The sequence below is a fragment of the Saccharothrix sp. ST-888 genome (assembly GCF_000955975.1).
In the GTDB taxonomy this organism is placed as follows: domain Bacteria; phylum Actinomycetota; class Actinomycetes; order Streptomycetales; family Streptomycetaceae; genus Kitasatospora.
In genome coordinates, this window is sequence record NZ_JYJF01000115.1 from 1 (window position 1) to 22,643 (window position 22,643).

Consider the following 22,643-nt stretch of genomic DNA (forward strand, 5'->3'; position numbering starts at 1 on the left):
GGGATGCGGATCAGGTGGTCGGCGTACGGCACGACCGCCTCGTCACCCTCCTCGGCGATCACGATCGTGCGGGCGCCACGGGCCCGGATCTCCTGGATGTTGGAGACGATCTTGTCGTGCAGGATCGAGCGCCCACGCGGGGACGGCACGACCACGACGACCGGCAGACCCTCCTCGATCAGCGCGATCGGGCCGTGCTTGAGCTCGCCCGCCGCGAAGCCCTCGGCGTGCATGTACGCCAGCTCCTTGAGCTTGAGCGCACCCTCCAGGGCCACCGGGAATCCGACGTGGCGGCCGAGGAACAGCACCGACTTGGCGTCGGCCAGCGAGCGGGCCAGCTCGCGCACCGGCTCCATGGTCTCCAGCACCTGCTCCACCTGCTTCGGCGCGTCGCCGAGCTCGCGGATGATGTCGAAGATCTCGTCGCCCCACTTGGTGCCGCGCACCTGGCCGAGGTAGAGCGCGACCAGGTAGCAGGCCACCAGCTGGGTCAGGAACGCCTTGGTCGACGCGACCGCGACCTCGGGGCCGGCGTGCGTGTACAGCACGGCGTCCGACTCGCGCGGGATGGTCGAGCCGTTGGTGTTGCAGATCGCCAGCACCTTGGCGCCCTGCTCGCGCGCGTGGCGCAGCGCCATCAGGGTGTCCATGGTCTCGCCGGACTGCGAGATGGCGATGACCAGGGTGCGGTCGTCCATGATCGGGTCGCGGTAGCGGAACTCCGAGGCGACCTCGACCTCGCACGGGATACGGGTCCAGTGCTCGATCGCGTACTTGGCGATCATGCCCGCGTGGTACGCGGTACCGCACGCGACGATGACGACCTTGTCGATCTCGCGCAGCACGGAGTCGGAGATCCGCAGCTCGTCCAGGGTCAGCCGGCCGTCGGTGCCGATCCGGCCGAGCAGGGTGTCGGCGACGGCCTTCGGCTGCTCGGCGATCTCCTTGAGCATGAAGTAGTCGTAGCCGCCCTTCTCGGCGGCGGAGGCGTCCCAGTCGACGTGGTACTCGCGCACCTCGGCCGGGGTGCCGTCGAAGTTGGTGACGGTCACGCCCTCGCGGCGCAGCTCGACGACCTGGTCCTGGCCCAGCTCGATCGCCTCGCGGGTGTGCGCGATGAAGGCGGCGACGTCGGAGGCCAGGAAGTTCTCGCCCTCGCCGCGGCCGACCACCAGCGGGGAGTTGCGGCGGGCGCCGACCACCACGTCCGGGGCGTCCGCGTGCACCGCGACCAGGGTGAACGCGCCGTCCAGCTGGCGGCAGACGGCCCGCATGGCCTCGGCCAGGTCACCGTCGTAGGCCTCGGCCAGCAGGTGGGCGACCACCTCGGTGTCGGTCTCCGAGCGCAGGGTGTGGCCGCGCTCGGCGATCGCCGCACGCAGCTGGGCGAAGTTCTCGATGATGCCGTTGTGAACGACGGCGACCTTCTGGAGGTCGTCCAGGTGAGGGTGGGCATTGGCGTCGGTCGGGCCGCCGTGGGTGGCCCAACGGGTGTGGCCGATGCCGGTGGTGCCGCCGGGCAGCGGCGTCTCGGCGAGAGACTTCTGAAGGTTGGCGAGCTTTCCGGCCCGCTTGTCGGTGGCGAGGCTCCACTGCCCGTCGGCGCCTCGGGTCTGCACGGCCACACCGGCGGAGTCGTACCCCCGGTATTCCAGCCGCTGCAGTCCTGCGATCACTACGTCGAGGGCCGTCTGAGACCCCACATATCCAACAATTCCGCACATGTGAGCCAGCATAAGCGCGGCGGCGTTCGGCCTATAAACGCCGGTCGGCGGCTGCCCGTGACCGACACCACACCACCCAGGTGGTCCACGACGGCTCACAATGGAGCATGTGCTGACCGAACTCTGTACGCGGGGCGCCCCGACGCCGACCCCTTCCCCGTACGTGGATCTGGACCGGGCCGAGTGGAGCGCCCTGCGCGAGCGCACGCCGCTGCCGCTGACCGCCGCGGAGGTGGAGCGGCTCCGCGGCCTGGGCACGGCACTCGACCTGGACGAGGTCAGGGACGTCTACCTGCCGCTCTCCCGGCTGCTCAACCTCTACATCCACGCCACGCACGAACTGCGCGGCGCCCTGGGCACCTTCCTGGACACCTCGGACACCGAGCGCATCCGCACCCCGTTCGTGATCGGGGTGGCGGGATCGGTCGCGGTCGGCAAGTCCACCACCGCCCGCCTGCTGCAGGCGCTGCTCGCCCGCTGGCCGGAGCACCCCCGGGTCGAGCTGGTCACCACCGACGGCTTCCTGCTCCCCAACGCCGAGCTGCGCCGCCGCGGCCTGATGGCCCGCAAGGGCTTCCCCGAGTCGTACGACCGCCGGGCGCTGATGCGCTTCGTGGCGGACGTGAAGGCCGGCAAGGACCGGGTCTCCGCGCCGGTGTACTCGCACCTGGTCTACGACATCGTGCCGGAGATGCGGCTCACCGTGGAGCGCCCGGACATCCTGATCGTCGAGGGCCTGAACGTGCTCCAGCCCGCCCTGCCGGGCACCGACGGCCGCACCCGGCTCGCGGTGGCCGACTACTTCGACTTCTCGATCTACGTGGACGCCCGCACCGACGACATCGAGACCTGGTACCTGGACCGGTTCAGGAAGCTGCGCGACACCGCCTTCCAGGACCCCAACTCCTACTTCCGGCGCTTCACCGAAGTGCCCGAGGAGGAGGCGATGGAGTACGGCCGCCAGGTCTGGCGCACCATCAACAAGCCGAACCTGGTGGAGAACGTCCTGCCCACCCGCGGCCGGGCCACCCTGGTCCTGCAGAAGGGCTCGGACCACAAGGTCCGCCGCGCGCTGCTGCGCAAGCTCTGACGCACGCTCAGCAGCCCCCCGCCCGGTGGGCGGGGGGCTGCTGAGCGACACTCAGTCCGCGTTGACGCCGAGTCAGCCGAGGTGGGTGCGGACGGCTTCGGCGAGCTTCTCCGCGACCGCCTTGGCCTGCGCCGCGTCGGCCGCCTCGACCATCACCCGGACCAGCGGCTCGGTGCCCGAGGGGCGCAACAGCACCCGGCCGGTGTCACCCAGCTCGGTCTCGGCCTCCTTGACCGCCTGCGAGAGCTCCACCGAGGTGGTCACCCGGGTCCGGTCCACGCCCTTGACGTTGATCAGGACCTGCGGCAGCCGGGTCATCACGGCGGCCAGGTCGGCCAGCGGATGCTTGGTGGCCGCCAGCCGGGCACCGAGCATCAGGCCGGTCAGCGTGCCGTCGCCGGTGGTGGCGTGGTCCAGCAGGATGACGTGCCCGGACTGCTCGCCGCCCAGCGCGTAGCCCTCCGCCTTCATCGCCTCCAGCACGTACCGGTCGCCGACCGCGGTCTCGACCAGGTCGATGCCCTCGCGCTGCATCGCCTGCTTGAAGCCCAGGTTGGACATCACGGTGGCGACGGCGGTGTTGCGGCGCAGCGTGCCGGCCTCCTTCATGGCGACCGCGAGGATGGCGATGATCTGGTCGCCGTCCACCTCGTTGCCGTCCGCGTCGGCGGCCAGGCAGCGGTCCGCGTCGCCGTCCAGGGCGATGCCGAGGTCGGCCCGGTGCTCCTGCATCGCGGCGCGCAGCTTGTCCAGGTGGGTCGAGCCGACGCCGTCGTTGATGTTGAGGCCGGTCGGCTCGGTGCCCAGGGTGTGCACGACCTCGGCACCCGCGCGGGCGAAGGCCTCGGGGGCGACCCGGGCGGCCGCGCCGTGGGCGCCGTCGATGACGACCTTGATGCCGTCCAGGCGGTTCGGCAGTACGCCGACCAGGTGGGCGACGTACCGGTCGAAGCCCTCGGTGTACTGGCGGACCCGGCCGACGGCGTCGCCGGTGGGGCGGCTCCAGTTCTCGTCGCCGACGCCGTAGCGGGCGTGGTGCGCCTCGATGGCGTCCTCGATGGCGTCGTCCAGCTTGTGGCCGCCCCGGGCGAGGAACTTGATGCCGTTGTCCGGCATCGCGTTGTGGCTGGCCGAGAGCATCACGCCGAAGTCGGCGCCGAGCGCGCCGGTCAGGTAGGCCACGGCGGGCGTCGGCAGCACGCCGACCCGCAGCACGTCCACACCCGCGCTCGCCAGCCCGGCGATCACCGCGGCCTCCAGGAACTCGCCGGACGCACGCGGATCGCGGCCCACCACCGCGACCGGGCGATGCCCCTCGAAAGCCCCCGCGTCGCCGAGTACGTGCGCGGCTGCCACCGACAGGCCGAGCGCCAGTTCGGCGGTCAGGCCCTCATTGGCCACACCGCGCACACCATCCGTACCGAAGAGTCGTCCCACGTTCCTGGTCCTCCGTCGCCAAAGTTACTGGCCAATTTCTCGCGGCTCCCCGGCCTCCGCACAGGCGTGAAGGGGAGAAAAGCACGACGCCCCGGAGCACACGGGGTGCTCCGGGGCGTACGACTGCACCCAAGGGTGCGAACCATCGCAGATGGTACGCCCCCCGGCGGAGGTGCTTAGCGCTTGCTGTACTGCGGGGCCTTACGGGCCTTCTTGAGACCGGCCTTCTTGCGCTCGACGGCGCGGGCGTCACGGGTCAGGAAGCCGGCCTTCTTGAGGGCGCCGCGGTTGTTGTCCACGTCGGCCTCGTTCAGGGCACGGGCGACGCCGAGGCGCAGCGCGTAGGCCTGACCGGAGACGCCGCCACCCGAGATGCGGGCGACAACGTCGTAACGGCCGTCCAGCTCGAGCAGCTTGAAGGGCTCGTTGACGGTCTGCTGGTGCACCTTGTTGGGGAAGTAGTTCTCCAGGGTGCGACCGTTGATCTTCCACTGGCCGGTGCCCGGGACGATGCGCACGCGGGCGATCGCCTCCTTGCGGCGGCCGAGGCCGGCGCCGGGGACGGCCTCGCCGAAGCGGCCGGCCAGCGACTCGGAGGTGTACTCGGTCTCGGAGGTGTAGTCCTCGACGACGGTGTCGTCGAACTCGACCTCGAGGGTGTTCTCGATGGCAGTCTCGGCCACGGTGTTCCTCAGCTCCTGCTAAAAATCAGTGATGGGGTGGGGTGGCCGGAATTACTGCGCGACCTGGGTGATCTCGAACGGCACCGGCTGCTGGGCAGCGTGCGGGTGCTGGTCGCCCGAGTAGACCTTGAGCTTCGAGAGCATCTGGCGGCCCAGGCTGTTCTTGGGGATCATGCCCTTGATGGCCTTCTCGACGGCCTTCTCCGGGTTCTTCTCCAGGAGGTCGTCGTAGCGGACCGAGCGGAGACCGCCCGGGAAACCGCTGTGGCGGTAGGCCAGCTTCTGGGTCTTCTTGTTACCCGACAGGTGCACCTTGTCCGCGTTGATGATGATGACGAAGTCACCAGTGTCAACGTGCGGCGCGTAGATCGCCTTGTGCTTGCCCCGGAGGAGGTTGGCGGCCTGGGAAGCCAGGCGGCCGAGCACGACGTCGGTCGCGTCGATGACGTGCCACTGACGCTGGACGTCGCCGGGCTTGGGGCTGTACGTACGCACGGTCGTAGCCTTCGCTTTTCAGTGAGTGAGTCCTGACAGGAGCACCTGGACGAGGAGATCAGCCTGGCCCCGCTTGGACGCAATTCAAGGGGGGCCGCTGGTCGTCGGCCTGGTATCTCCGGCGTACCGACCTCTCACGTGAGATGGAGCGAGCCAATACGCACAACAAGCACCCAGCCTACCGGCCGGGCCCGTACGGGTCAAAAACGGCCCGCCCGAAGGCGGCCGCCGTCCTTTCGAAGGCGCGCCCCGTGCGGGGCCTGCTATCGGTCCCGCACGACCCGGGCCTCGTCCCAGACCGGCTCGGGCGCCTCGTACACCCGGCCGTCCGAGCCGAAGACCAGGAAGCGGTCGAAGGTCCTGGCGAACCAGCGGTCGTGGGTGACGCAGAGCACCGTGCCGTCGAACGCCTCCAGGCCCTCCTGGAGGGCCTCGGCGCTCTCCAGGTCGAGGTTGTCGGTGGGCTCGTCCAGCAGCAGCGCCGTCACCCCGGACAGCTCCAGCTTGAGGATCATCAGCCTGGCCTGCTGGCCGCCGGAGAGCGACTCGAACCGCTGCTCCTCCTGGCGGTCCAGCTCGTAGCGGCGCAGCGCGCTCATCGCCGCCTTGCGGTCGAGCGCGTGCTCCTCCTCGATGATCGAGCGGACCGTGCGGCCGAACAGCTCCGGGTGGGCGTGGGTCTGCCGGAAGTGCCCGGCGATCACGCGGGCGCCGAGCTTCCACCGGCCGGTGTGCCGCACCGAGGCGTCCCCGGCCAGCAGGCGCAGGAAGTGCGACTTGCCGGAGCCGTTGGAGCCCAGCACCGCGACCCGCTCGCCGTAGTAGACCTCCAGGTCGAAGGGCTGCATCAGGCCGCTGAGTTCCAGCTTCTCCAGGGTGACCGCGCGGACGCCGGTCCGGCCGCCCTTGAGCCGCATGCTGATCTTCTGCTCGCGCGGCGGTGCCTCGGGGCGGCCCGCCTCCTCGAACTTCTTGAGCCTGGTCTGCGCGGCGGCGTACCGGGAGGCCATGTCGTGGCTGATCGAGGCCGCCTGGCGCAGGGTGACCACCAGCTTCTTCAGCTTGGCGTGCTCCTCGTCCCAGCGCCGGCCGAGCTCCTCGATCCGCTCGAAGCGCTCCTTGCGGGCCTCGTGGAAGGACTCGAAGCCGGAGCCGTGCACCCAGACGCTGCTGCCCGCCGCACCCGCCTCGACGCTGACGATCTTGTCGGCGCTGCGCGAGAGCAGCTCGCGGTCGTGCGAGATGAACAGGACGGTCTTGGGGGTGGCCTTGAGCGCCTCCTCCAGCCAGCGCTTGCCCGGGACGTCCAGGTAGTTGTCCGGCTCGTCCAGCAGCAGCACCTCCTCGGGGCCGCGCAGCAGCGCCTCCAGGACGAGCCGCTTCTGCTCACCGCCGGAGAGGGTGTTCAGACCCCGCCACTGGGCCTTGTCGAAGGGCATGCCGAGGGCCGCCATGGTGCAGACGTCCCAGTCGGTCTCGTAGTCGTAGCCGCCGGCGTCGGCCCAGTCGGAGAGCGCCTGGGCGTACGCCATCTGCGTCTTCTCGTCGTCCTGGGCCATCATCGCCAGCTCGGCGGTGTCCACCGCTCGGGCGGCGGTGGCGATCCTGGGCGGGGCGACCGAGACCAGCAGGTCGCGTACGGAGGCGTCCGGGGCGAGCGCGCCGGGCGTCTCCCGCTGGTCCTCGCGACCGGTGGTGCCCACGAACTGGCGCATCACCCCGAGGCCGCCGCTGAACGTGACCGAGCCGCCGTGCGGCTGCACGTCCCCGGCGATCATGCGCAGCAGCGTGGTCTTGCCGGCGCCGTTGGCGCCGACCAGGGCGACCTTGGCGCCCTCCCCCACCCGGAAGGACGCGTCGTCGAACAGCACCCGTCCGTCCGGCAGGTAGTACTCAAGGTGCGAAATCTCGACGTGTCCCATACGTCGGATTTTGCTATGCCGCACCTGCTTGGCCCAAACGGATTTCGGTACCGATTCGGTATGCGGGCCAGGCCCGGTCAGTGCCATGCCCTAAAATTCGCGCTTATGAGCGATGGGGCGGCAAGCACACCAGGACCGGGCGAGCAGTCGGGCGACCAGCACCCGCAGAACCCTTCTGCGGTCCCTCCGCAGGCGACACCTCCGGCATCGCCGTTCCCCGCCCACGCCCAGCCGCAGCAGCCCGGCGGTTTCCCGCCGCAGGCCACGCCGCAGGACCCCGGCTACGGCTACCCCCCGGCCCAGCCCACCTACGGCTACCCGCCCCAGGGCGGCGGCTACGGCTACCCGCCGCAGGGCGGGTACGGCTACCCACCGCTCGCCGGCCCGGGCGAGCCGGACTGGATGGAGCTGGCCGCGCAGAACGAGGCGGCCACCCGCCGCCGCAAGCGGCTGCTGATGATCAGCGGCGGTGCACTGGCGGTCGCCGCGGTGGTCGGGATCGTCGCCACCACCCTGGTGCTCTCCGGCAAGAAGGGCGGCCCCGTGGCCGGGCCGACCGCCAGCGCGAGTCCGGCCGCCACCGACGACGGCGGCGACGACGGCACCCCGGCTCCCGCGCCGACCTCGCCCGAGGGCTTCCTGAGCCGGGTGAACACCGACAGCGCCCCGCTGACCCCCAAGACCCTGTTCGCCGAGGACAAGATCACGGTCAACGGCCACCAGTACGCCCTGGCCTCGACCGACGTCACCACGACCAAGGACTGCTCCGCCGCGGTCGACCCGGATCTGGCCAAGGTCGCGAAGAGCAACGGCTGCCTGCACGTGTTCCGCGCCACCTACGTCAGCGGCGCGACCGCCGTGACGCTGGCCATCGCGGACTTCCCGAGCAGCACGAGCGCCGGGAAGGCGGCCAAGGCCGCCGCCTCGATGACGGTCAAGGCACTGGTCGAGGGAGGGAGCGCGCCGAAGTTCTGCCAGGGCGACGCCGCCTGCCGCAGCAGCCGCGACAACTTCGGCCGCTACTACATGAGTTCGCTGGCCGGCCGGGCCGACGGCAAGTCCGCGACCGCGGCGGACAAGGCCGTCCCGCTGGCCGCCCGCGACCTGGTCCGCTACGCGAACACCATCCTGGCCGCCCGGGGCAAGGCCGCCATGGACGCCGCCGGCGTCACCCCCGCGGGCTCCCCGCCCCCGGCCGCCCCGTCCGCCTCCCCCACCGGCTGACCGGAGCACCCCCTGGACGCGGGGAGCCGCGCGGCCCGGCCGGTCGCACCGCTCCCCGCGCCCCGGCTGCCGCAACCACCGTGCGGCGCCGAGCGGTTACTGCCCCGGCAGGGTGCGCATCCGGCGGGAGGCCCGGTTGCGTTCGGCGAGCTGGTCGTCGGCCGGGTAGCCGACCTCCTCCAGCGTGAGCCCGTACGGCCGGACCACGTTGACGGCGCTGTTGCGCACCCGGCCCGCCAGCACCTCGCCGGGGAACTCCACCGACCGGTGCCCGTCGCCGACCAGCAGCATCGCCCCGACCAGCGAGCGCACCATGTTGTGGCAGAAGGCGTCCGCCCGGACCGTGGCCACCGCCAGCGTCCCCTCCTGGCTCGCGTAGCTGTCCACCGGCACCCGGTCCCAGTGCAGTTCCAGCAGCGTACGGATGGTGGTCGCGCCCTCGCGCTTCTTGCAGTACGCGGCGAAGTCGTGCTCGCCGAGCAGCAGCCGGGCCGCCTCGTTCATCTTCTCGACGTCCAACGGCCGGTCGTGCCAGAGCACATGCCCGCGCAGCAGCGGGTCGACCCCGCCCGGATGGTCGGCGACCCGGTAGGCGTACCGGCGCCAGATCGCGGCGAACCGGGCGTCGAAGCCGTGCGGGGCCTCGCCCACCCGGTAGATCCGGATGTCGCCGGGCAGCCGGCCGGCCAGCCGGCGGAGCAGCTTCTCGCCGTGCTCGGCCCACAGCTCGGCCGGCAGGTCGACGTGCGCGACCTGGCCGCGCGCGTGCACCCCGGCGTCGGTCCGCCCGGCCACCGTCAGCGCGTACGGCTCCGGGCTCCGGGTGACGATCTGCAGCGCGCTCTCGATCTCCTCCTGCACGGTGCGGCGGCCGCGCTGCCGCGCCCAGCCGGAGAACTCGGCGCCCTGGTAGGCCAGATCGAGCCGGACCCGGATGTGCCCCTCGGCGGGGCCGTCCTGCCGCGGCGGCGTCTGCTCGCAATCCTTCAGCACTGCTGCTCACTCCAGATAGAAAGGAACGGGCCCGCTCCCCCATCGCTGGGAGAGCGGGCCCGTCACACACCTAAAGGTGTCAGGCGTTCTCGACCTCGGCGGTCTCGGTGGCCTGGGCCGCAGCCTCGTCGGCCTCCTTGACGGCGCGCTTGGTGGCGCCCTCGGCCTCGCCGACGGCGGTCTGCGCGACGGTCAGCGCCTCGACCAGCTCGATCACGGCCATCGGGGCGTTGTCGCCACGACGGGGACCGATCTTGGTGATACGGGTGTAACCACCCGGGCGGTTCTCGTAGCGCGGCGCGATCTCGGTGAAGAGGGTGTGCAGCACCGAGACGTCGGTGATGGTCTTGCGAACCAGGCGACGGTTGTGGATGTCGCCCTTCTTCGCCTTGGTGATCAGCTTCTCCGCCAGCGGGCGCATCCGACGGGCCTTGGCCTCGGTCGTGGTGATGCGGCCGTACTGGAACAGCTCCCGGCACAGACCGGCGAGCAGCAGCGGCTCGTGGTGCGGGCCGCCGCCGAGGCGGGCACCCTTGGTGGGACGCGGCATGGGATTTCTCCTTGGATCTCCGACTGCGGCCGTATCAGGTACCGCAGCGGGCGTACGGGCACGGTGCCCGTACGACTTGCATGGATCGGGGGCGACCCGTGGCGAGTCGCCCCCGACTCAAACTCTTAGTACTGCTCGGTCTCCGCGTAGCCCTGGTCGTCCAGGTCGTCGGCGCCGAAGGCGTCGGCGGCAGCGGTCGGGTCGAACCCGGGCGGGCTGTCCTTGAGGGCCAGGCCCATGCCGGCCAGCTTCGCCTTGACCTCGTCGATCGACTTCGCACCGAAGTTGCGGATGTCGAGCAGGTCGGCCTCGGAGCGGGCGACGAGCTCACCCACGGTGTGGATGCCCTCGCGCTTGAGGCAGTTGTACGACCGAACGGTGAGCTCCAGCTCCTCGATCGGCAGCGCCAGGTCGGCGGCCAGGGCGGCGTCCGTCGGGGACGGGCCCATGTCGATGCCCTCGGCGTCGATGTTCAGCTCGCGGGCGAGACCGAACAGCTCCACCAGGGTCTTGCCGGCCGAGGCCATGGCGTCACGCGGGCGCATGGCGGGCTTGGTCTCGACGTCGACGATCAGCTTGTCGAAGTCGGTCCGCTGCTCGACACGGGTGGCCTCGACCTTGTAGGTGACCTTCAGCACGGGGCTGTAGATCGAGTCGACCGGGATGCGGCCGATCTCCTGGCCGGAAGCCTTGTTCTGCACGGCGGAGACGTAGCCGCGACCGCGCTCGACGGTCAGCTCCATCTCCAGCTTGCCCTTGCCGTTCAGGGTGGCGAGGACCAGCTCGGGGTTGTGCACCTCGACACCGGCCGGGGGCGCGATGTCGGCGGCGGTGACCACACCGGGGCCCTGCTTGCGCAGGTACATCACGACCGGCTCGTCGTGCTCCGAGGAGACGACCAGCTGCTTGATGTTCAGGATGAGGTCGGTAACGTCCTCCTTGACGCCCGGCACGGTGGTGAACTCGTGCAGGACACCGTCGATCCGGATGCTGGTGACAGCAGCGCCGGGGATCGAGGAGAGGAGCGTACGGCGGAGCGAGTTGCCGAGGGTGTAGCCGAAGCCCGGCTCCAGCGGCTCGATCACGAACCGCGAGCGGAATTCATCGACGACCTCTTCGGTCAGCGAGGGACGCTGAGCGATCAGCATGAGAGGTATTCCTCCAGTTGTCTTCGGCACCCACTATTTGATGCCGACAGGACCAAGAGTACGGGGTCCTGTGTGGAACAGGACCCCGTACCGGGTTGAACTCGACTACGTGCCCGAAGGCGCTGCGTCAGACGCGGCGGCGCTTCGGCGGACGGCAGCCGTTGTGCGGGGTGGGGGTGACGTCCTGGATCGAACCCACCTCCAGGCCGGTGGCCTGGAGCGAGCGGATCGCGGTCTCGCGGCCGGAGCCCGGACCCTTGACGAAGACGTCGACCTTGCGCATGCCGTGCTCCTGCGCGCGACGGGCAGCGGCCTCAGCGGCCATCTGCGCGGCGAACGGGGTGGACTTGCGCGAGCCCTTGAAGCCGACGTGGCCGGCGGAGGCCCAGGAGATCACGTTGCCCGCGGGGTCGGTGATCGAAACGATGGTGTTGTTGAACGTGCTCTTGATGTGCGCGTGGCCGTGAGCGACGTTCTTCTTTTCCTTGCGGCGGATCTTCTTCGCGCCGGCAGCCTGACGACCCTTGGGGGGCATAAGTCTGTTCTCCTACTGAGGTGGTCGGTCCGCTAACCCGCGGGCCGGAGGGATGTCCGGTTAACGGGCGGACTACTTCTTGCCCGGCTTCTTCTTGCCGGCAATCGCGCGACGCGGGCCCTTGCGGGTACGCGCGTTGGTGTGGGTGCGCTGACCGCGGACCGGGAGGCCACGGCGGTGACGCAGACCCTCGTAGCAGCCGATCTCGACCTTGCGGCGGATGTCGGCGGCGACCTCACGGCGGAGGTCACCCTCGACCGTGAAGTTGGCGTCGATCCACTTCTGCAGCTTGACGAGGTCGTCCTCGGTGATGTCGCGGACGCGGACGTCCGGGTTCACACCGGTCTCGGCCAGCGTCTGCTGGGCGCGGGTACGGCCGATGCCGTAGACGTAGGTGAGGGCGATCTCGATCCGCTTTTCACGGGGGAGATCAACGCCGGCGAGGCGTGCCATTCATGGCTCCTGTGTTTCTTCAGAGGTCTTACGCGCCGCCTACTCCGACATCTCTCGGTGTGGGAGCCCCGGCCTCTGACCGGGGGTGGCAGTCCAGCCTCTCGGCTGGATCGGACGGCCCGCTTATGACGTTTTCGCGTCGCGCGAAGTACTACGAGAAATGCTGGGGAGAGATCAGCCCTGGCGCTGCTTGTGGCGCAGGTTGTCGCAGATCACCATGACCCGACCGTGGCGGCGGATCACCTTGCACTTGTCGCAGATCTTCTTGACGCTCGGCTTGACCTTCATGGTTCAGGTTCTCCGGGTCTAGATCTGACAGTTGCTTACTTGTACCGGTAGACGATCCGGCCGCGAGTCAGGTCGTAAGGGCTGAGCTCTACAACGACCCGGTCGTCCGGGAGGATGCGGATGTAGTGCATACGCATCTTGCCGCTGATATGCGCGAGGACCTTGTGACCGTTCTGCAGCTCGACCTTGAACATGGCGTTCGGAAGAGACTCGATCACGGTGCCCTCGATCTCAATGGCGCCTTGCTTCTTTGCCATGAACTGCGAGATCCACCTTCCGGGGCCGGCTACCGCATGCGGCACGCTCGTGCGAGCCTGGGTCCACCCCACCCCAACCAGGGACTAGCCCTGTGGGAAGAGGGCGTGCCGAAGCACGCTACGAGTGAGCCGACGCACCATCGTAAACCAAGCACCGCACCAAGACGAAATCAGCGCTGCGGGGCGTAGGCCAGCGGCTCCACGTGCGCGGTGCACGCCGAGCAGCGGCGGGCCGCCTCGGGGATCTCGGTCAGGCACTCGGGGCAGGGGCGCTTGGCCACCTTGGGCTTCTTGGGCAGGTAGCGGGCGGTCGCCCTGGTGACCGGGAGCACCACGCAGAAGTACAGCACCGCCGCGGTCATCACGAAGGCGATCAGCACGTTGAGGAACTGGCCGTACGGGAAGGTGACGTCCATCACCGTGAACTTGTAGCTGCTGAAGTCCCCGGCCGCACCGACCACCACACCCACCAGCGGGGTGAGGAAGGCCGAGACGAAGCCGGTCACCACCGCGGTGAAGGCCGCACCGATGACGACACCGACCGCCATGTCGATGACGTTGCCGCGCATCATGAAATCGCGGAAGCCCTTGAGCACTGCTGTCCCCTTTGTCCTGTCCTACCGACCTGCGCTGACCAAGCCTGGGAGCATATCAGCCGCAAAATAGGACAAAGGGCCTGGCGGCATCGGCCACCAGGCCCCTGACGGGCCGTCGGATCAGGCGAGGGGGTCCGGAGCTGCGGTGATACCCAGCTTCGCGAGTTCGGCCCGGCCGCCGTCGAAGGCGGTGAGGACCAGCGGGCCCTGCTCGGTGACGGCCACCGAGTGCTCCCAGTGCGCGGCCCAGGTGCCGTCGTTGGTGACGACCGTCCAGTCGTCCTCCAGGATCGCGGTGTGCGGGGTGCCGAGCGAGACCATCGGCTCGATCGCCAGCACGGTGCCGGGGATCAGCTTGACGCCCCTGCCCCGGCGGCCCTCGACGTAGTTCAGCACGTGCGGCTCCATGTGCATCGCCGTGCCGATGCCGTGGCCGCCGTACCCCTCGGTGATGCCCCACTTGCCCTTCGGGGGCAGCGGCTGACGGCGGATGAAGCCCTCGATCGCCTTGGAGACCTCGACCAGCCGGTTGCCCTTCTTCATCTGCGCGATGCCGGCCCACATCGAGCCCTCGGTGACCCGGCTGAGCATCGCCACCTCGGGGCGGACCTCGCCGACCGGGACGGAGATGGCCGCGTCGCCGTGCCAGCCGTCCACGATCGCGCCGCAGTCGATCGAGATCAGGTCGCCCTCCTGCAGCACCCGGTCGCCGGGGATGCCGTGCACCACCTCGTTGTTGACCGAGGCGCAGATCACGCCCGGGAACCAGAGGCCGCCGTGGTCGGCGCGGAAGTTCGAGGTGGCACCGTGCGAGGTGATGACCTTGTCCGCGATGTCGTTGAGCTCGCCCGTGGTGATGCCGGGGGCGACCGCCTCCCGGCAGGCCTTGAGCGCTTCGGCGACGACCAGCCCGGCCGCCCGCATCTTCGCGATCTGCTCGGGGGTCTTGATCTCCACCATCTGGTCACGCCTTCCACTGTTCGTCGCGCGCCCGGTCCTTGCCGGGCGGCCGTGCACTCATTCCACCGTACGACGCCGTACGGCCGCGGTACCCCGTCAGGGGCTCCGCGGCCGTACGGACCGGCTGCTCTTCGGTCAGCCGTTCTTCTTCTGCTCCAGGGCGGCGACCGCGCGCTCGGTCACCTCGTCCACCTTGCCCAGCGCCGGGATGGTCACCAGGACACCCTGCTGTGCGTAGTAGTCGATGATCGGCTCGGTCTCCGTGTGGTAGACCTCCAGCCGGGTCCGCACCTTGTCCTCGGTGTCGTCCGAGCGCTGGTACAGCTCGCCGCCGCACTCGTCGCAGACGTCCTCGGTCTTCGGCGGGTTGTAGATCACGTGGTAGACGTGACCGCCGTCGTTGCGGCACAGCCGGCGGCCGGCGATCCGCTTGACGACCTCGTCCTCGGAGACCTCCAGATCGAGCACGCCGTCCAGGGCGATGCCCTGCTCGGTCAGGAACTCGTCCAGTGCCTTGGCCTGGCCCAGGTTGCGCGGGAAGCCGTCCAGCAGGAAGCCGTGGGCGGCGTCCGGCTGCAGCATCCGGTCCTTGGCCATGCCGATGGTGACCTCATCCGGTACCAGGCGGCCCTCGTTCATGTACGCCTTCGCCTCGAGCCCCAGCGGGGTGCCCTGGCTGATGTTGGCGCGGAACAGGTCACCGGTGGAGATGTGGGGGATGGACAGGGTCTTGGCGAGCACGTGCGCCTGAGTACCCTTCCCGGCCCCGGGAGGTCCGACGAGGACGATACGCATCAGCGGAGGAACCCTTCGTAATTACGCTGCTGGAGCTGGCTCTCGATCTGCTTCACAGTTTCGAGTCCGACGCCGACGACGATGAGGACGCTGGTGCCGCCGAACGGGAAGTTGGTCTGCTGTCCGAAGGCGACCAGGGCGATCATCGGGATCAACGCGATCAGGCCCAGGTAGAGCGCACCTGGCCACGTGATACGGGTCAGCACGTAGTTAAGGTACTCGGCCGTCGGGCGGCCTGCCCGGATACCCGGGATGAACCCACCATACTTCTTCATGTTGTCGGCAACTTCTTCGGGGTTGAAGGAGATGGCGACGTAGAAGAAGGCGAAGAACACGATCAGCACGAAGTACGTGACCATGTAGATCGGGTGGTCACCCTTGACGAAGTTGGTGCGGATCCAGGTCGCCCAGCCCGCCTGGCTGTTGGTCAGCTGGACCACCAGCGCCGGGATGTAGAGCAGCGACGAGGCGAAGATGACCGGGATGACACCGGCCTGGTTCACCTTCAGCGGGATGTACGTCGAGGTGCCGCCGAAGGCGCGGCGGCCGATCATGCGCTTCGCGTACTGGACCGGGATCCGACGCTGGGCCTGCTCGACGAAGATGACCAGGACGACCACGACGACGCCGACCAGGATGACGCTGAAGAACTCGCCCCAGCCGCCGAACAGCTTGCCGGACTGCTTGATCGCCCACATCGAGCCCGGGAAGCCGGCCGCGATGGAGGTGAAGATCAGGATGGACATGCCGTTGCCGATGCCGCGGTCGGTGATCAGCTCACCCAGCCACATGATCACGGTGGTGCCGGCGGTCATCGTGATGACCATGACCGCGATCCGGAAGATCGACTGGTCCGGCACGATCTGGGTCGCGAGCGGGCAGCCGGAGAACAGCGCGCCGCTGGAGGCCGTCGCCACGATGCCGGTGCCCTGCAGCACCGCGAGCGCGATGGTCAGGTAGCGGGTGTACTGGGTGATCTTCGCGGTGCCGGCCTGGCCCTCCTTCTTCAGCGCCTCGAGCCGCGGGATCACCACGGTGAGGAGCTGGAGGATGATGCTGGCCGTGATGTACGGCATGATGCCGAGCGCGAAGATCGTCAGCTGCAGCAGCGCATTGCCGCTGAACAGGTTGACCAGGCCGAAGAGTCCACTGCTCTTGGTCTGAGCCACGCACTGGTTGACGGCGACGAAGTTGACGCCCGGCACTGGGATGTGTGCGCCCAGCCGGAACAGCACCATGATGCCCAGCGTGAACAGCAGCTTTTTGCGCAGGTCGGGCGTCTGGAACGCCCGCGCGAACGCACTGAGCACGGTGCCTCCTGCGCCTCCCGCACATCGTCGGCGGGAGGGTCGGTCCTGATGGGGGGAGTTTGCGATCCCCGGCACGGGCGGCGCAGGCAAGCCTCGCGCCAGCGTACAAGGGAACTTCACGGACTCTAACAGTGTGTGGCCACTCGGAAAAAGCGTGTGCCGCCGCTCCCCTACTTATGGGGTACGGGATGCCCGGGTTTGACACACAAAGAGAACGGGCCCGGTACCTCCCTTTCGGGAAGTACCGGGCCCGTAAGTCACCGATCTCAGATGAGCTCGGTCACGGAGCCGCCGGCGGCGACGATCTTCTCGGCGGCCGAGGCGGAGACGGCGTCAACCGTCACCTGCAGCGCAACCGCGATGTCGCCCTGGCCGAGAACCTTGACGAGCTCGTTCTTGCGAACGGCGCCCTTCTCGACCAGATCCGCGATGGTGACCTCGCCACCCTGCGGGAAGAGCTCGGCCAGCTTCTCCAGGTTCACGACCTGGAACTGCTTGTGGGCCGGGTTCTTGAAGCCCTTCAGCTTCGGCAGGCGCATGTGGAGGGGCATCTGGCCACCCTCGAAGCGCTGCGGAACCTGGTAACGGGCCTTGGTGCCCTTGGTACCACGACCTGCGGTCTTACCCTTGGAGCCCTCACCACGACCAACACGGATCTTGGCGGTCTTGGCACCCGGGGCAGGCTTCAGGTTGTGGACCTTCAGCGGAGAGTCCGCCATGTCAGTCAACCTCCTCGACCGTGACGAGGTGGCGGACGGTCTGGGCCATCCCGCGGATCTCGGGACGGTCCTCCTTCACGACCACGTCGTGCATGCGCTTGAGACCAAGCGAACGCAGGGTGTCACGGTGGTTCTGCTTGCTACCGATGTAGGACTTGGTCTGCGTGATCTTCAGGCGAGCCATCAGGCGCTCACCCCGGCAGCACGAGCCCGCAGCAGAGCGGCGGGAGCCACGTCCTCCAGCGGCAGGCCACGGCGAGCGGCGATCTCCTCGGGGCGCACGAGGCCCTTCAGAGCAGCCACGGTGGCGTGCACGATGTTGATCGCGTTGTCCGAGCCGAGCGACTTCGACAGGATGTCGTGAACGCCGGCGCACTCCAGGACGGCACGCACCGGGCCACCGGCGATAACACCGGTACCGGGGGACGCCGGCTTCAGCAGCACGACGCCGGCGGCCTTCTCGCCCTGGATCGGGTGCGGGATGGTGCCCTGGATACGGGGGACCTTGAAGAAGTTCTTCTTGGCCTCCTCAACACCCTTGGCGATGGCGGCCGGAACCTCCTTCGCCTTCCCGTAACCGACACCCACGGTGCCGTCACCGTCGCCCACCACGACCAGCGCGGTGAAGCTGAAACGACGACCACCCTTGACAACCTTGGCGACACGGTTGATCGCAACGACGCGCTCGACGTAAGCCGTCTTCTCGACGACCTGGGCAGCGCCCCGGTCGTCACGCTTACGGTCGCGCCGCTCGCCGCCGGTGCCACCGCCGGCGCCGCTACCGCGGCGCTGGGGTCCAGCCATTGGAATTACCTCTCTCGTTTACGTCCGTCGACAGAGCCGACGAGCGGCTTAGAAGTCGAGCCCGGCCTCACGAGCCGCGTCCGCCAGAGCGGCGATACGGCCGGCGTACCGGTTGCCCGCGCGGTCGAAGACGACCGACTCGATGCCGGCGGCCTTGGCGCGCTCGGCGACCAGGCTCCCGACCTTCTTGGCCAGCTCGGTCTTGTCGCCCTCGGTGCCCTTGATGGACACGTCGAGGGTGGACGCCGACGCCAGGGTGTGACCCTTGGCGTCGTCGATGACCTGGGCGACCATGTGACGGTTCGAGCGCGTCACAACGAGGCGCGGACGCACCTCGGTGCCGACGACGCGCTTGCGAACGCGGATCGCGCGGCGCTTGCGAGCGGCGCTCTTGTAGGCGTTGCCCTTGCCGATCTTGACAGAGACGCTCATCGCTTACTTACCACTCTTTCCGACCTTGCGGCGGATGACCTCGCCCGCGTACTTGACGCCCTTGGCCTTGTACGGGTCAGGCTTACGCAGCTTGCGGATCTTGGCGGCGACCTCGCCGACCTTCTGCTTGTCGATGCCGTCCACGTGGAACTTGGTGGCGGACTCGACGACGAAGGAGATGCCCTCCGGCGCCTCGACCAGGATCGGGTGGCTGTAGCCGAGCTGGAACTCCATCGAGGAGCCCTTCGCTGCGACTCGGTAACCAACACCGCTGATCTCGAGCGACTTGCGGTAGCCCGCGGTCACGCCGGTGATCATGTTCGCCACCAGCGTGCGGGTCAGGCCGTGAAGGGCCTTCGACTGACGCTCGTCGTTCGGACGCGTGACGAGCAGGGTGCCGTCCTCGCCCTTGCCGATCTCGATCGGCGCGGCGACAACGTGGGTGAGAGAGCCCTTCGGGCCCTTCACCGAGACCGCCTGGCCATCGATGGTGACGTCCACGCCGGCGGGAACCGAGATGGGCAGCCGTCCAATGCGCGACATTGCTGTACCTCCGTTTCCCGAATTACCAGACGTAGGCGAGAACTTCTCCGCCTACGCCCTTCTTGGCGGCCTGCTTGTCGGTCAGGAGGCCGGAGGACGTGGAGATGATCGCCACGCCCAGGCCGCCGAGAACCTTCGGCAGGTTGGTGGACTTTGCGTAAACGCGCAGACCCGGCTTGCTGATGCGCTTGATGCCGGCGATGGAGCGCTCACGGTTGGGGCCGAACTTGAGCTCGATGGTCAGCTTCTTGCCGACCTCGCCCTCGGTCGGGTCCTCAACCTTGTAGGAGGAGATGTACCCCTCCTGCTGCAGGATCTCGGCGACGTGTGCCTTGATCTTGCTAGCCGGCATCGCCACGGAGTCGTGGTACGCCGAGTTAGCGTTACGCAGACGCGTGAGCATGTCTGCGATGGGGTCGGTCATGGTCATGGTGGCCTCAGGCCTCTCTCGCCATGGTTTCTCCGCACCAGGTCCCCCTCCGCGCACTCGGAAGAGTGCGAAAGGGGCACAAGCGCAGGGGACCTACGACGTAGTAAGACTGGGTTGCGAGCCCTCAAACGAGAGCCGCGAGCATTCATAGGGAATGCCGCGGCAGGGGGCCCGACCCCACTACCTTACGGGATCCCTGGCGGGAGCCCAAACTCCGCCCGAAGGGGAGGAGAAGGAGTGGGGCCGGGCACCTCTGCGTCGCTGGATGCCCAGAGCTCTAGTAGGTGACTACCAGGAGCTCTTGGTCACGCCCGGCAGCTCGCCGCGGTGGGCCATCTCACGGAGGCACACACGGCACAGGCCGAACTTGCGGTACACCGAGTGCGGACGGCCGCAGCGCTGGCACCGGGTGTACGCCCGGACAGCGAACTTCGGCTTACGCTCGGCCTTTGCGATGAGGGACTTCTTCGCCATTGGCTCACGCCTCCTTGAACGGGAAGCCCAGAGCGCGCAGGAGCGCCCGGCCCTCGTCGTCGGTCTGAGCGGTGGTCACGACGGTGATGTCCATACCGCGCTGACGGTCGACCTTGTCCTGGTCGATCTCGTGGAACATAACCTGCTCGGTCAGACCGAAGGTGTAGTTGCCACGGCCGTCGAACTGCTTGGGGGAGAGACCACGGAAGTCACGGATACGCGGCAGAGCCAGCGACACCAGACGGTCCAGGAACTCCCACATGCGGTCACCACGGAGGGTGACGTGGGTGCCGATCGGCTGGCCCTCGCGCAGCTTGAACTGCGCGATGGACTTGCGAGCCTTGGTCACGGCCGGCTTCTGACCGGTGATCGCGGTCAGGTCGCGGATCGCGCCCTCGATCAGCTTGCTGTCACGGGCAGCCTCGCCGACACCCATGTTGACCACGACCTTGACCAGGCCGGGGATCAGCATGACGTTCTCGTACGAGAACTGCTCCTGCAGCTGGCCCTTGATCTCGGAGTTGTAGCGCTCCTTGAGGCGGGGGGCCACCTTCTCAACAGTCGTCTCAGACATCAGATGTCCTCACCGGTTCGCTTGGCAACGCGGATCTTGTTGCCCTCGTCGTCGAAGCGGTAACCAACGCGGGTGACGACCTTCTTGCCGTCCTTCTCCACGACCAGCTGGACGTTGGAGACGTGCACGGGAGCCTCGACGGTGACAATGCCACCCTGGGTGCCCGGGCCCGGCTTGGTGTGCTTCTTGACCCGGTTCACACCCTCGACCAGGACCTTGTTCTCAGCCGGCATGGCCTGAATGACCTTGCCCTGCTTGCCCTTGTCCTTGCCGGTGATGACCTGAACCAGGTCACCCTTCTTGATCTTCATGCTGTTCGCCATGGGTTAGAGCACCTCCGGCGCCAGCGAGATGATCTTCATGAACTTCTTGTCACGCAGCTCGCGGCCCACCGGGCCGAAGATGCGGGTACCACGGGGGTCACCCTCGGTGTTCTTGAGGACGACGGCGGCGTTCTCGTCGAACCGGATGTAGGAACCGTCCGGACGACGGCGCTCCTTCACGGTGCGAACGACGACGCACTTGACGACGTCACCCTTCTTCACCGAACCACCGGGGATCGCGTCCTTGACGGTGGCGACGATGACGTCCCCGATACCGGCGTAGCGGCGACCGGAGCCACCGAGAACGCGGATGCAGAGGATCTCCTTGGCACCCGTGTTGTCGGCGACGCGCAGTCGCGACTCCTGCTGGATCACAGCTTTCTCCTGATCGTCAACGAGAGACGACGGGCCGGCCGCTGCTCACACCGGCGTCCCGCAAGGGACCCGCTGCACATACGGCCGTACCACATCGGCTTCGTTACTTGGCCTTCTCGAGGATCTCGACGACGCGCCAGCGCTTCGTCGCGGACAGCGGGCGGGTCTCCATCAGGAGGACCCGGTCGCCCACGCCGCAAGCGTTCTGCTCGTCGTGCGCCTTCAGCTTGTTCGTACGGCGGATGACCTTGCCGTACAGAGCGTGCTTGACGCGGTCCTCGACGGCGACGACGACGGTCTTGTCCATCTTGTCGCTGACGACGAGACCCTCACGGGTCTTGCGGAAACCGCGCGTCTCGTTGGTGTTCTCAGTCATCAGGCGTTCTCCACCGTCTCGATGCCCAGCTCGCGCTCGCGCATCAGGGTGTAGATCCGCGCGATGTCCTTACGGACGAGCTTGAGCCGTCCGTGGTTGTCGAGCTGCCCGGTCGCCGCCTGGAAGCGGAGGTTGAACAGCTCCTCCTTGGCCTCGCGGAGCTTGGCAACGAGAGCCTCGTTGTCCAGCTCGCGCAGCTCAGCAGCCTTGGTGCCGGCCGACATCAGCTCTCACCTGCCTCGCGCCGGACAATCCGGCACTTCATCGGGAGCTTGTGAGCTGCGCGGGTCAGCGCCTCACGAGCCACCTTCTCGTTGGGGTACGACAGCTCGAACATGACCCGACCCGGGTGCACGTTCGCGATCCACCACTCCGGCGAACCCTTACCGGAACCCATGCGGGTCTCGGCAGGCTTCTTGGTGAGCGGGCGGTCCGGGTAGATGTTGATCCAGACCTTGCCACCACGGCGGATGTGACGGGTGATCGCGATACGAGCGGACTCGATCTGACGGTTCGTCACGTAGGCCGGGGTCACGGCCTGGATGCCGTACTCGCCGAACGCGAGCTCGGTGCCACCCTTGGCAGCGCCACGGCGCTTGGGGTGGTGCTGCTTGCGGTGCTTGACCCTACGAGGGATCAGCATGGGGTCAGGCCTCCGTTCCGGTGTTCTCGGCAGCCGGCGCCTCAGTCACCGAGGCCGCGGGGGCCTCGGCAGCGGCGGGACGACGGCCGCGGCCACCGCGCTCGCCACCACGGCGCTCGCCACCGCGGGCGGGACGACCACCCTCGGGACGGGCCGGGCGGTTGCCCGAGCGGGCAGCGGCGTTCTCAGCGCGGACCTCGGCGATGTTCTTGACGTCGCCCTTGTAGATCCAGACCTTCACGCCGATCCGGCCGAAGGTCGTCTTGGCCTCGAAGAAGCCGTAGTCGACGTTCGCACGCAGGGTGTGCAGCGGCACGCGACCCTCGCGGTAGAACTCCGAACGGCTCATCTCGGCGCCGCCGAGACGACCGGAGCACTGGACCTTGATGCCCTTGGCGCCGGACTTCATGGTGCCCTGCATCGACTTGCGCATGGCACGGCGGAACGACACGCGGGAGGACAGCTGCTCCGCGACGCCCTGAGCCACGAG

The 22,643-nt window shown here is 68.4% G+C and carries 31 protein-coding genes and 1 pseudogene; 2 read left to right on the forward strand and 30 right to left on the reverse strand.

The window, feature by feature from the left end:
- Positions 1-1,724: glutamine--fructose-6-phosphate transaminase (isomerizing) (glmS, locus tag UK12_RS27460; protein ID WP_045305890.1), on the reverse strand; the 1,724-nt coding region annotated here is incomplete at its 3' end.
- A 109-nt stretch (positions 1,725-1,833) separates the two neighbouring features.
- On the opposite strand from glmS, the gene coaA reads away from it, so the two are divergent.
- A complete protein-coding gene (gene coaA, locus UK12_RS27465; RefSeq protein WP_231591408.1) occupies positions 1,834-2,814 on the forward strand; it encodes a type I pantothenate kinase in 981 nt (326 codons plus the stop codon).
- Positions 2,815-2,886: 72 nt separating this feature from the next.
- Here coaA and glmM read toward each other — a convergent pair whose 3' ends face one another.
- The 4 genes from glmM to UK12_RS44575 all read right to left on the reverse strand — a co-directional run bounded on the left by glmM (position 2,887) and on the right by UK12_RS44575 (position 7,351).
- Positions 2,887-4,251, reverse strand: coding sequence for a phosphoglucosamine mutase (gene glmM / locus UK12_RS27470; protein ID WP_045305874.1), 1,365 nt, complete (start codon positions 4,249-4,251; stop codon positions 2,887-2,889).
- 176 nt (positions 4,252-4,427) lie between these two features.
- Positions 4,428-4,838 carry a 30S ribosomal protein S9 gene (gene rpsI / locus UK12_RS27475; protein ID WP_231591409.1) on the reverse strand — a complete coding sequence of 137 codons (411 nt, stop codon included), beginning with the start codon at positions 4,836-4,838 and terminating at the stop codon, positions 4,428-4,430.
- A gap of 147 nt (positions 4,839-4,985) precedes the next feature.
- Positions 4,986-5,429 (reverse strand): 50S ribosomal protein L13, encoded by a 444-nt coding sequence (gene rplM, locus UK12_RS27480; RefSeq protein WP_045305876.1) that lies wholly within the window; start codon positions 5,427-5,429, stop codon positions 4,986-4,988.
- A gap of 263 nt (positions 5,430-5,692) precedes the next feature.
- Entirely contained in the window at positions 5,693-7,351 is a 1,659-nt protein-coding gene (locus UK12_RS44575) for an ABC-F family ATP-binding cassette domain-containing protein (RefSeq protein ID WP_045305877.1), read from the reverse strand.
- A gap of 105 nt (positions 7,352-7,456) precedes the next feature.
- Between UK12_RS44575 and UK12_RS27490 the strand changes: the two genes are divergently transcribed.
- Positions 7,457-8,575 (forward strand): hypothetical protein, encoded by a 1,119-nt coding sequence (locus tag UK12_RS27490; protein ID WP_052682195.1) that lies wholly within the window; start codon positions 7,457-7,459, stop codon positions 8,573-8,575.
- 96 nt (positions 8,576-8,671) lie between these two features.
- Here UK12_RS27490 and truA read toward each other — a convergent pair whose 3' ends face one another.
- From truA to rpsC, 25 genes and pseudogenes are all read right to left on the reverse strand, one after another.
- Positions 8,672-9,568, reverse strand: coding sequence for a tRNA pseudouridine(38-40) synthase TruA (gene truA, locus UK12_RS27495; protein ID WP_082120001.1), 897 nt, complete (start codon positions 9,566-9,568; stop codon positions 8,672-8,674).
- 82 nt (positions 9,569-9,650) lie between these two features.
- Positions 9,651-10,118: pseudogene (rplQ, locus tag UK12_RS27500) on the reverse strand (50S ribosomal protein L17); the annotation flags it as partial.
- A 125-nt stretch (positions 10,119-10,243) separates the two neighbouring features.
- Positions 10,244-11,266 (reverse strand): DNA-directed RNA polymerase subunit alpha, encoded by a 1,023-nt coding sequence (locus tag UK12_RS27505; protein WP_030263446.1) that lies wholly within the window; start codon positions 11,264-11,266, stop codon positions 10,244-10,246.
- A gap of 127 nt (positions 11,267-11,393) precedes the next feature.
- Positions 11,394-11,801, reverse strand: coding sequence for a 30S ribosomal protein S11 (gene rpsK / locus UK12_RS27510; RefSeq protein ID WP_030232513.1), 408 nt, complete (start codon positions 11,799-11,801; stop codon positions 11,394-11,396).
- 72 nt (positions 11,802-11,873) lie between these two features.
- On the reverse strand, positions 11,874-12,254 hold the full coding sequence (gene rpsM / locus UK12_RS27515; RefSeq protein ID WP_045305879.1) for a 30S ribosomal protein S13: 381 nt from the start codon (positions 12,252-12,254) through the stop codon (positions 11,874-11,876).
- A gap of 174 nt (positions 12,255-12,428) precedes the next feature.
- Positions 12,429-12,542, reverse strand: a complete 114-nt coding sequence (gene rpmJ, locus UK12_RS27520; RefSeq protein ID WP_003956441.1) for a 50S ribosomal protein L36 — start codon at positions 12,540-12,542, stop codon at positions 12,429-12,431.
- Between the two features lie 35 nt (positions 12,543-12,577).
- On the reverse strand, positions 12,578-12,799 hold the full coding sequence (infA, locus tag UK12_RS27525) for a translation initiation factor IF-1 (RefSeq protein WP_003956442.1): 222 nt from the start codon (positions 12,797-12,799) through the stop codon (positions 12,578-12,580).
- Between the two features lie 170 nt (positions 12,800-12,969).
- The gene (gene mscL / locus UK12_RS27530; protein WP_045305880.1) at positions 12,970-13,395 is read right to left on the reverse strand and encodes a large conductance mechanosensitive channel protein MscL; all 426 of its coding nucleotides are present in this window, start codon (positions 13,393-13,395) and stop codon (positions 12,970-12,972) included.
- A 120-nt stretch (positions 13,396-13,515) separates the two neighbouring features.
- The gene (map, locus tag UK12_RS27535; RefSeq protein ID WP_045305881.1) at positions 13,516-14,355 is read right to left on the reverse strand and encodes a type I methionyl aminopeptidase; all 840 of its coding nucleotides are present in this window, start codon (positions 14,353-14,355) and stop codon (positions 13,516-13,518) included.
- Between the two features lie 135 nt (positions 14,356-14,490).
- Entirely contained in the window at positions 14,491-15,096 is a 606-nt protein-coding gene (locus tag UK12_RS27540) for an adenylate kinase (protein ID WP_442973857.1), read from the reverse strand.
- Positions 15,097-15,149: 53 nt separating this feature from the next.
- On the reverse strand, positions 15,150-16,460 hold the full coding sequence (secY, locus tag UK12_RS27545) for a preprotein translocase subunit SecY (RefSeq protein ID WP_045305883.1): 1,311 nt from the start codon (positions 16,458-16,460) through the stop codon (positions 15,150-15,152).
- A 266-nt stretch (positions 16,461-16,726) separates the two neighbouring features.
- Positions 16,727-17,179 (reverse strand): 50S ribosomal protein L15, encoded by a 453-nt coding sequence (gene rplO / locus UK12_RS27550; protein WP_045305884.1) that lies wholly within the window; start codon positions 17,177-17,179, stop codon positions 16,727-16,729.
- A gap of 1 nt (position 17,180) precedes the next feature.
- Complete coding sequence (rpmD, locus tag UK12_RS27555) at positions 17,181-17,363, reverse strand: 50S ribosomal protein L30 (RefSeq protein ID WP_030251557.1); 183 nt, start codon at positions 17,361-17,363, stop codon at positions 17,181-17,183.
- Entirely contained in the window at positions 17,363-17,983 is a 621-nt protein-coding gene (gene rpsE / locus UK12_RS27560) for a 30S ribosomal protein S5 (protein WP_045305885.1), read from the reverse strand. Before rpsE ends, rpmD begins: the two co-directional genes overlap by 1 nt.
- Before the next feature lie 48 nt (positions 17,984-18,031).
- A complete protein-coding gene (rplR, locus tag UK12_RS27565) occupies positions 18,032-18,415 on the reverse strand; it encodes a 50S ribosomal protein L18 (RefSeq protein WP_031063032.1) in 384 nt (127 codons plus the stop codon).
- Between the two features lie 3 nt (positions 18,416-18,418).
- Complete coding sequence (rplF, locus tag UK12_RS27570) at positions 18,419-18,958, reverse strand: 50S ribosomal protein L6 (protein ID WP_045305886.1); 540 nt, start codon at positions 18,956-18,958, stop codon at positions 18,419-18,421.
- A gap of 22 nt (positions 18,959-18,980) precedes the next feature.
- Entirely contained in the window at positions 18,981-19,388 is a 408-nt protein-coding gene (rpsH, locus tag UK12_RS27575; protein WP_045305887.1) for a 30S ribosomal protein S8, read from the reverse strand.
- A gap of 288 nt (positions 19,389-19,676) precedes the next feature.
- The gene (locus tag UK12_RS27580) at positions 19,677-19,862 is read right to left on the reverse strand and encodes a type Z 30S ribosomal protein S14 (protein WP_045305888.1); all 186 of its coding nucleotides are present in this window, start codon (positions 19,860-19,862) and stop codon (positions 19,677-19,679) included.
- Between the two features lie 4 nt (positions 19,863-19,866).
- Positions 19,867-20,436, reverse strand: a complete 570-nt coding sequence (gene rplE, locus UK12_RS27585) for a 50S ribosomal protein L5 (protein ID WP_030280779.1) — start codon at positions 20,434-20,436, stop codon at positions 19,867-19,869.
- Positions 20,436-20,747 carry a 50S ribosomal protein L24 gene (gene rplX / locus UK12_RS27590; protein ID WP_030232484.1) on the reverse strand — a complete coding sequence of 104 codons (312 nt, stop codon included), beginning with the start codon at positions 20,745-20,747 and terminating at the stop codon, positions 20,436-20,438. Before rplX ends, rplE begins: the two co-directional genes overlap by 1 nt.
- Positions 20,748-20,762: 15 nt before the next feature.
- Positions 20,763-21,134: a 50S ribosomal protein L14 gene (gene rplN / locus UK12_RS27595; protein ID WP_030232481.1), complete on the reverse strand. Its 372-nt coding sequence runs from the start codon at positions 21,132-21,134 to the stop codon at positions 20,763-20,765.
- A 103-nt stretch (positions 21,135-21,237) separates the two neighbouring features.
- Positions 21,238-21,510 carry a 30S ribosomal protein S17 gene (gene rpsQ, locus UK12_RS27600; RefSeq protein ID WP_014136278.1) on the reverse strand — a complete coding sequence of 91 codons (273 nt, stop codon included), beginning with the start codon at positions 21,508-21,510 and terminating at the stop codon, positions 21,238-21,240.
- Positions 21,510-21,734, reverse strand: coding sequence for a 50S ribosomal protein L29 (rpmC, locus tag UK12_RS27605; RefSeq protein WP_045305889.1), 225 nt, complete (start codon positions 21,732-21,734; stop codon positions 21,510-21,512). The genes rpsQ and rpmC overlap by 1 nt, the downstream gene beginning before the upstream one ends.
- A complete protein-coding gene (rplP, locus tag UK12_RS27610) occupies positions 21,734-22,153 on the reverse strand; it encodes a 50S ribosomal protein L16 (protein WP_033824227.1) in 420 nt (139 codons plus the stop codon). Before rplP ends, rpmC begins: the two co-directional genes overlap by 1 nt.
- Positions 22,154-22,157: 4 nt before the next feature.
- The coding region (rpsC, locus tag UK12_RS27615; protein ID WP_045305893.1) for a 30S ribosomal protein S3 at positions 22,158-22,643 on the reverse strand (486 nt) is incomplete at its 5' end.

Excerpts from the sequence above, each read along its gene's own strand:
- UK12_RS44575 (WP_045305877.1), bottom strand. The coding sequence starts at position 7,351 with ATGGGACACGTCGAGATTTCGCACCTTGAGTACTACCTGCCGGACGGA.
- UK12_RS27490 (WP_052682195.1), top strand. The coding sequence starts at position 7,457 with ATGAGCGATGGGGCGGCAAGCACACCAGGACCGGGCGAGCAGTCGGGC.
- UK12_RS27505 (WP_030263446.1), bottom strand. The coding sequence starts at position 11,266 with ATGCTGATCGCTCAGCGTCCCTCGCTGACCGAAGAGGTCGTCGATGAA.
- rpsK (WP_030232513.1), bottom strand. The coding sequence starts at position 11,801 with ATGCCCCCCAAGGGTCGTCAGGCTGCCGGCGCGAAGAAGATCCGCCGC.
- rpsM (WP_045305879.1), bottom strand. The coding sequence starts at position 12,254 with ATGGCACGCCTCGCCGGCGTTGATCTCCCCCGTGAAAAGCGGATCGAG.
- rpmJ (WP_003956441.1), bottom strand. The coding sequence starts at position 12,542 with ATGAAGGTCAAGCCGAGCGTCAAGAAGATCTGCGACAAGTGCAAGGTG.
- infA (WP_003956442.1), bottom strand. The coding sequence starts at position 12,799 with ATGGCAAAGAAGCAAGGCGCCATTGAGATCGAGGGCACCGTGATCGAG.
- map (WP_045305881.1), bottom strand. The coding sequence starts at position 14,355 with ATGGTGGAGATCAAGACCCCCGAGCAGATCGCGAAGATGCGGGCGGCC.
- rplO (WP_045305884.1), bottom strand. The coding sequence starts at position 17,179 with ATGGCGGACTCTCCGCTGAAGGTCCACAACCTGAAGCCTGCCCCGGGT.
- rpmD (WP_030251557.1), bottom strand. The coding sequence starts at position 17,363 with ATGGCTCGCCTGAAGATCACGCAGACCAAGTCCTACATCGGTAGCAAG.
- rpsE (WP_045305885.1), bottom strand. The coding sequence starts at position 17,983 with ATGGCTGGACCCCAGCGCCGCGGTAGCGGCGCCGGCGGTGGCACCGGC.
- rplR (WP_031063032.1), bottom strand. The coding sequence starts at position 18,415 with ATGAGCGTCTCTGTCAAGATCGGCAAGGGCAACGCCTACAAGAGCGCC.
- rplF (WP_045305886.1), bottom strand. The coding sequence starts at position 18,958 with ATGTCGCGCATTGGACGGCTGCCCATCTCGGTTCCCGCCGGCGTGGAC.
- rpsH (WP_045305887.1), bottom strand. The coding sequence starts at position 19,388 with ATGACCATGACCGACCCCATCGCAGACATGCTCACGCGTCTGCGTAAC.
- UK12_RS27580 (WP_045305888.1), bottom strand. The coding sequence starts at position 19,862 with ATGGCGAAGAAGTCCCTCATCGCAAAGGCCGAGCGTAAGCCGAAGTTC.
- rplE (WP_030280779.1), bottom strand. The coding sequence starts at position 20,436 with ATGTCTGAGACGACTGTTGAGAAGGTGGCCCCCCGCCTCAAGGAGCGC.
- rplX (WP_030232484.1), bottom strand. The coding sequence starts at position 20,747 with ATGAAGATCAAGAAGGGTGACCTGGTTCAGGTCATCACCGGCAAGGAC.
- rpsQ (WP_014136278.1), bottom strand. The coding sequence starts at position 21,510 with ATGACTGAGAACACCAACGAGACGCGCGGTTTCCGCAAGACCCGTGAG.
- rpmC (WP_045305889.1), bottom strand. The coding sequence starts at position 21,734 with ATGTCGGCCGGCACCAAGGCTGCTGAGCTGCGCGAGCTGGACAACGAG.
- rplP (WP_033824227.1), bottom strand. The coding sequence starts at position 22,153 with ATGCTGATCCCTCGTAGGGTCAAGCACCGCAAGCAGCACCACCCCAAG.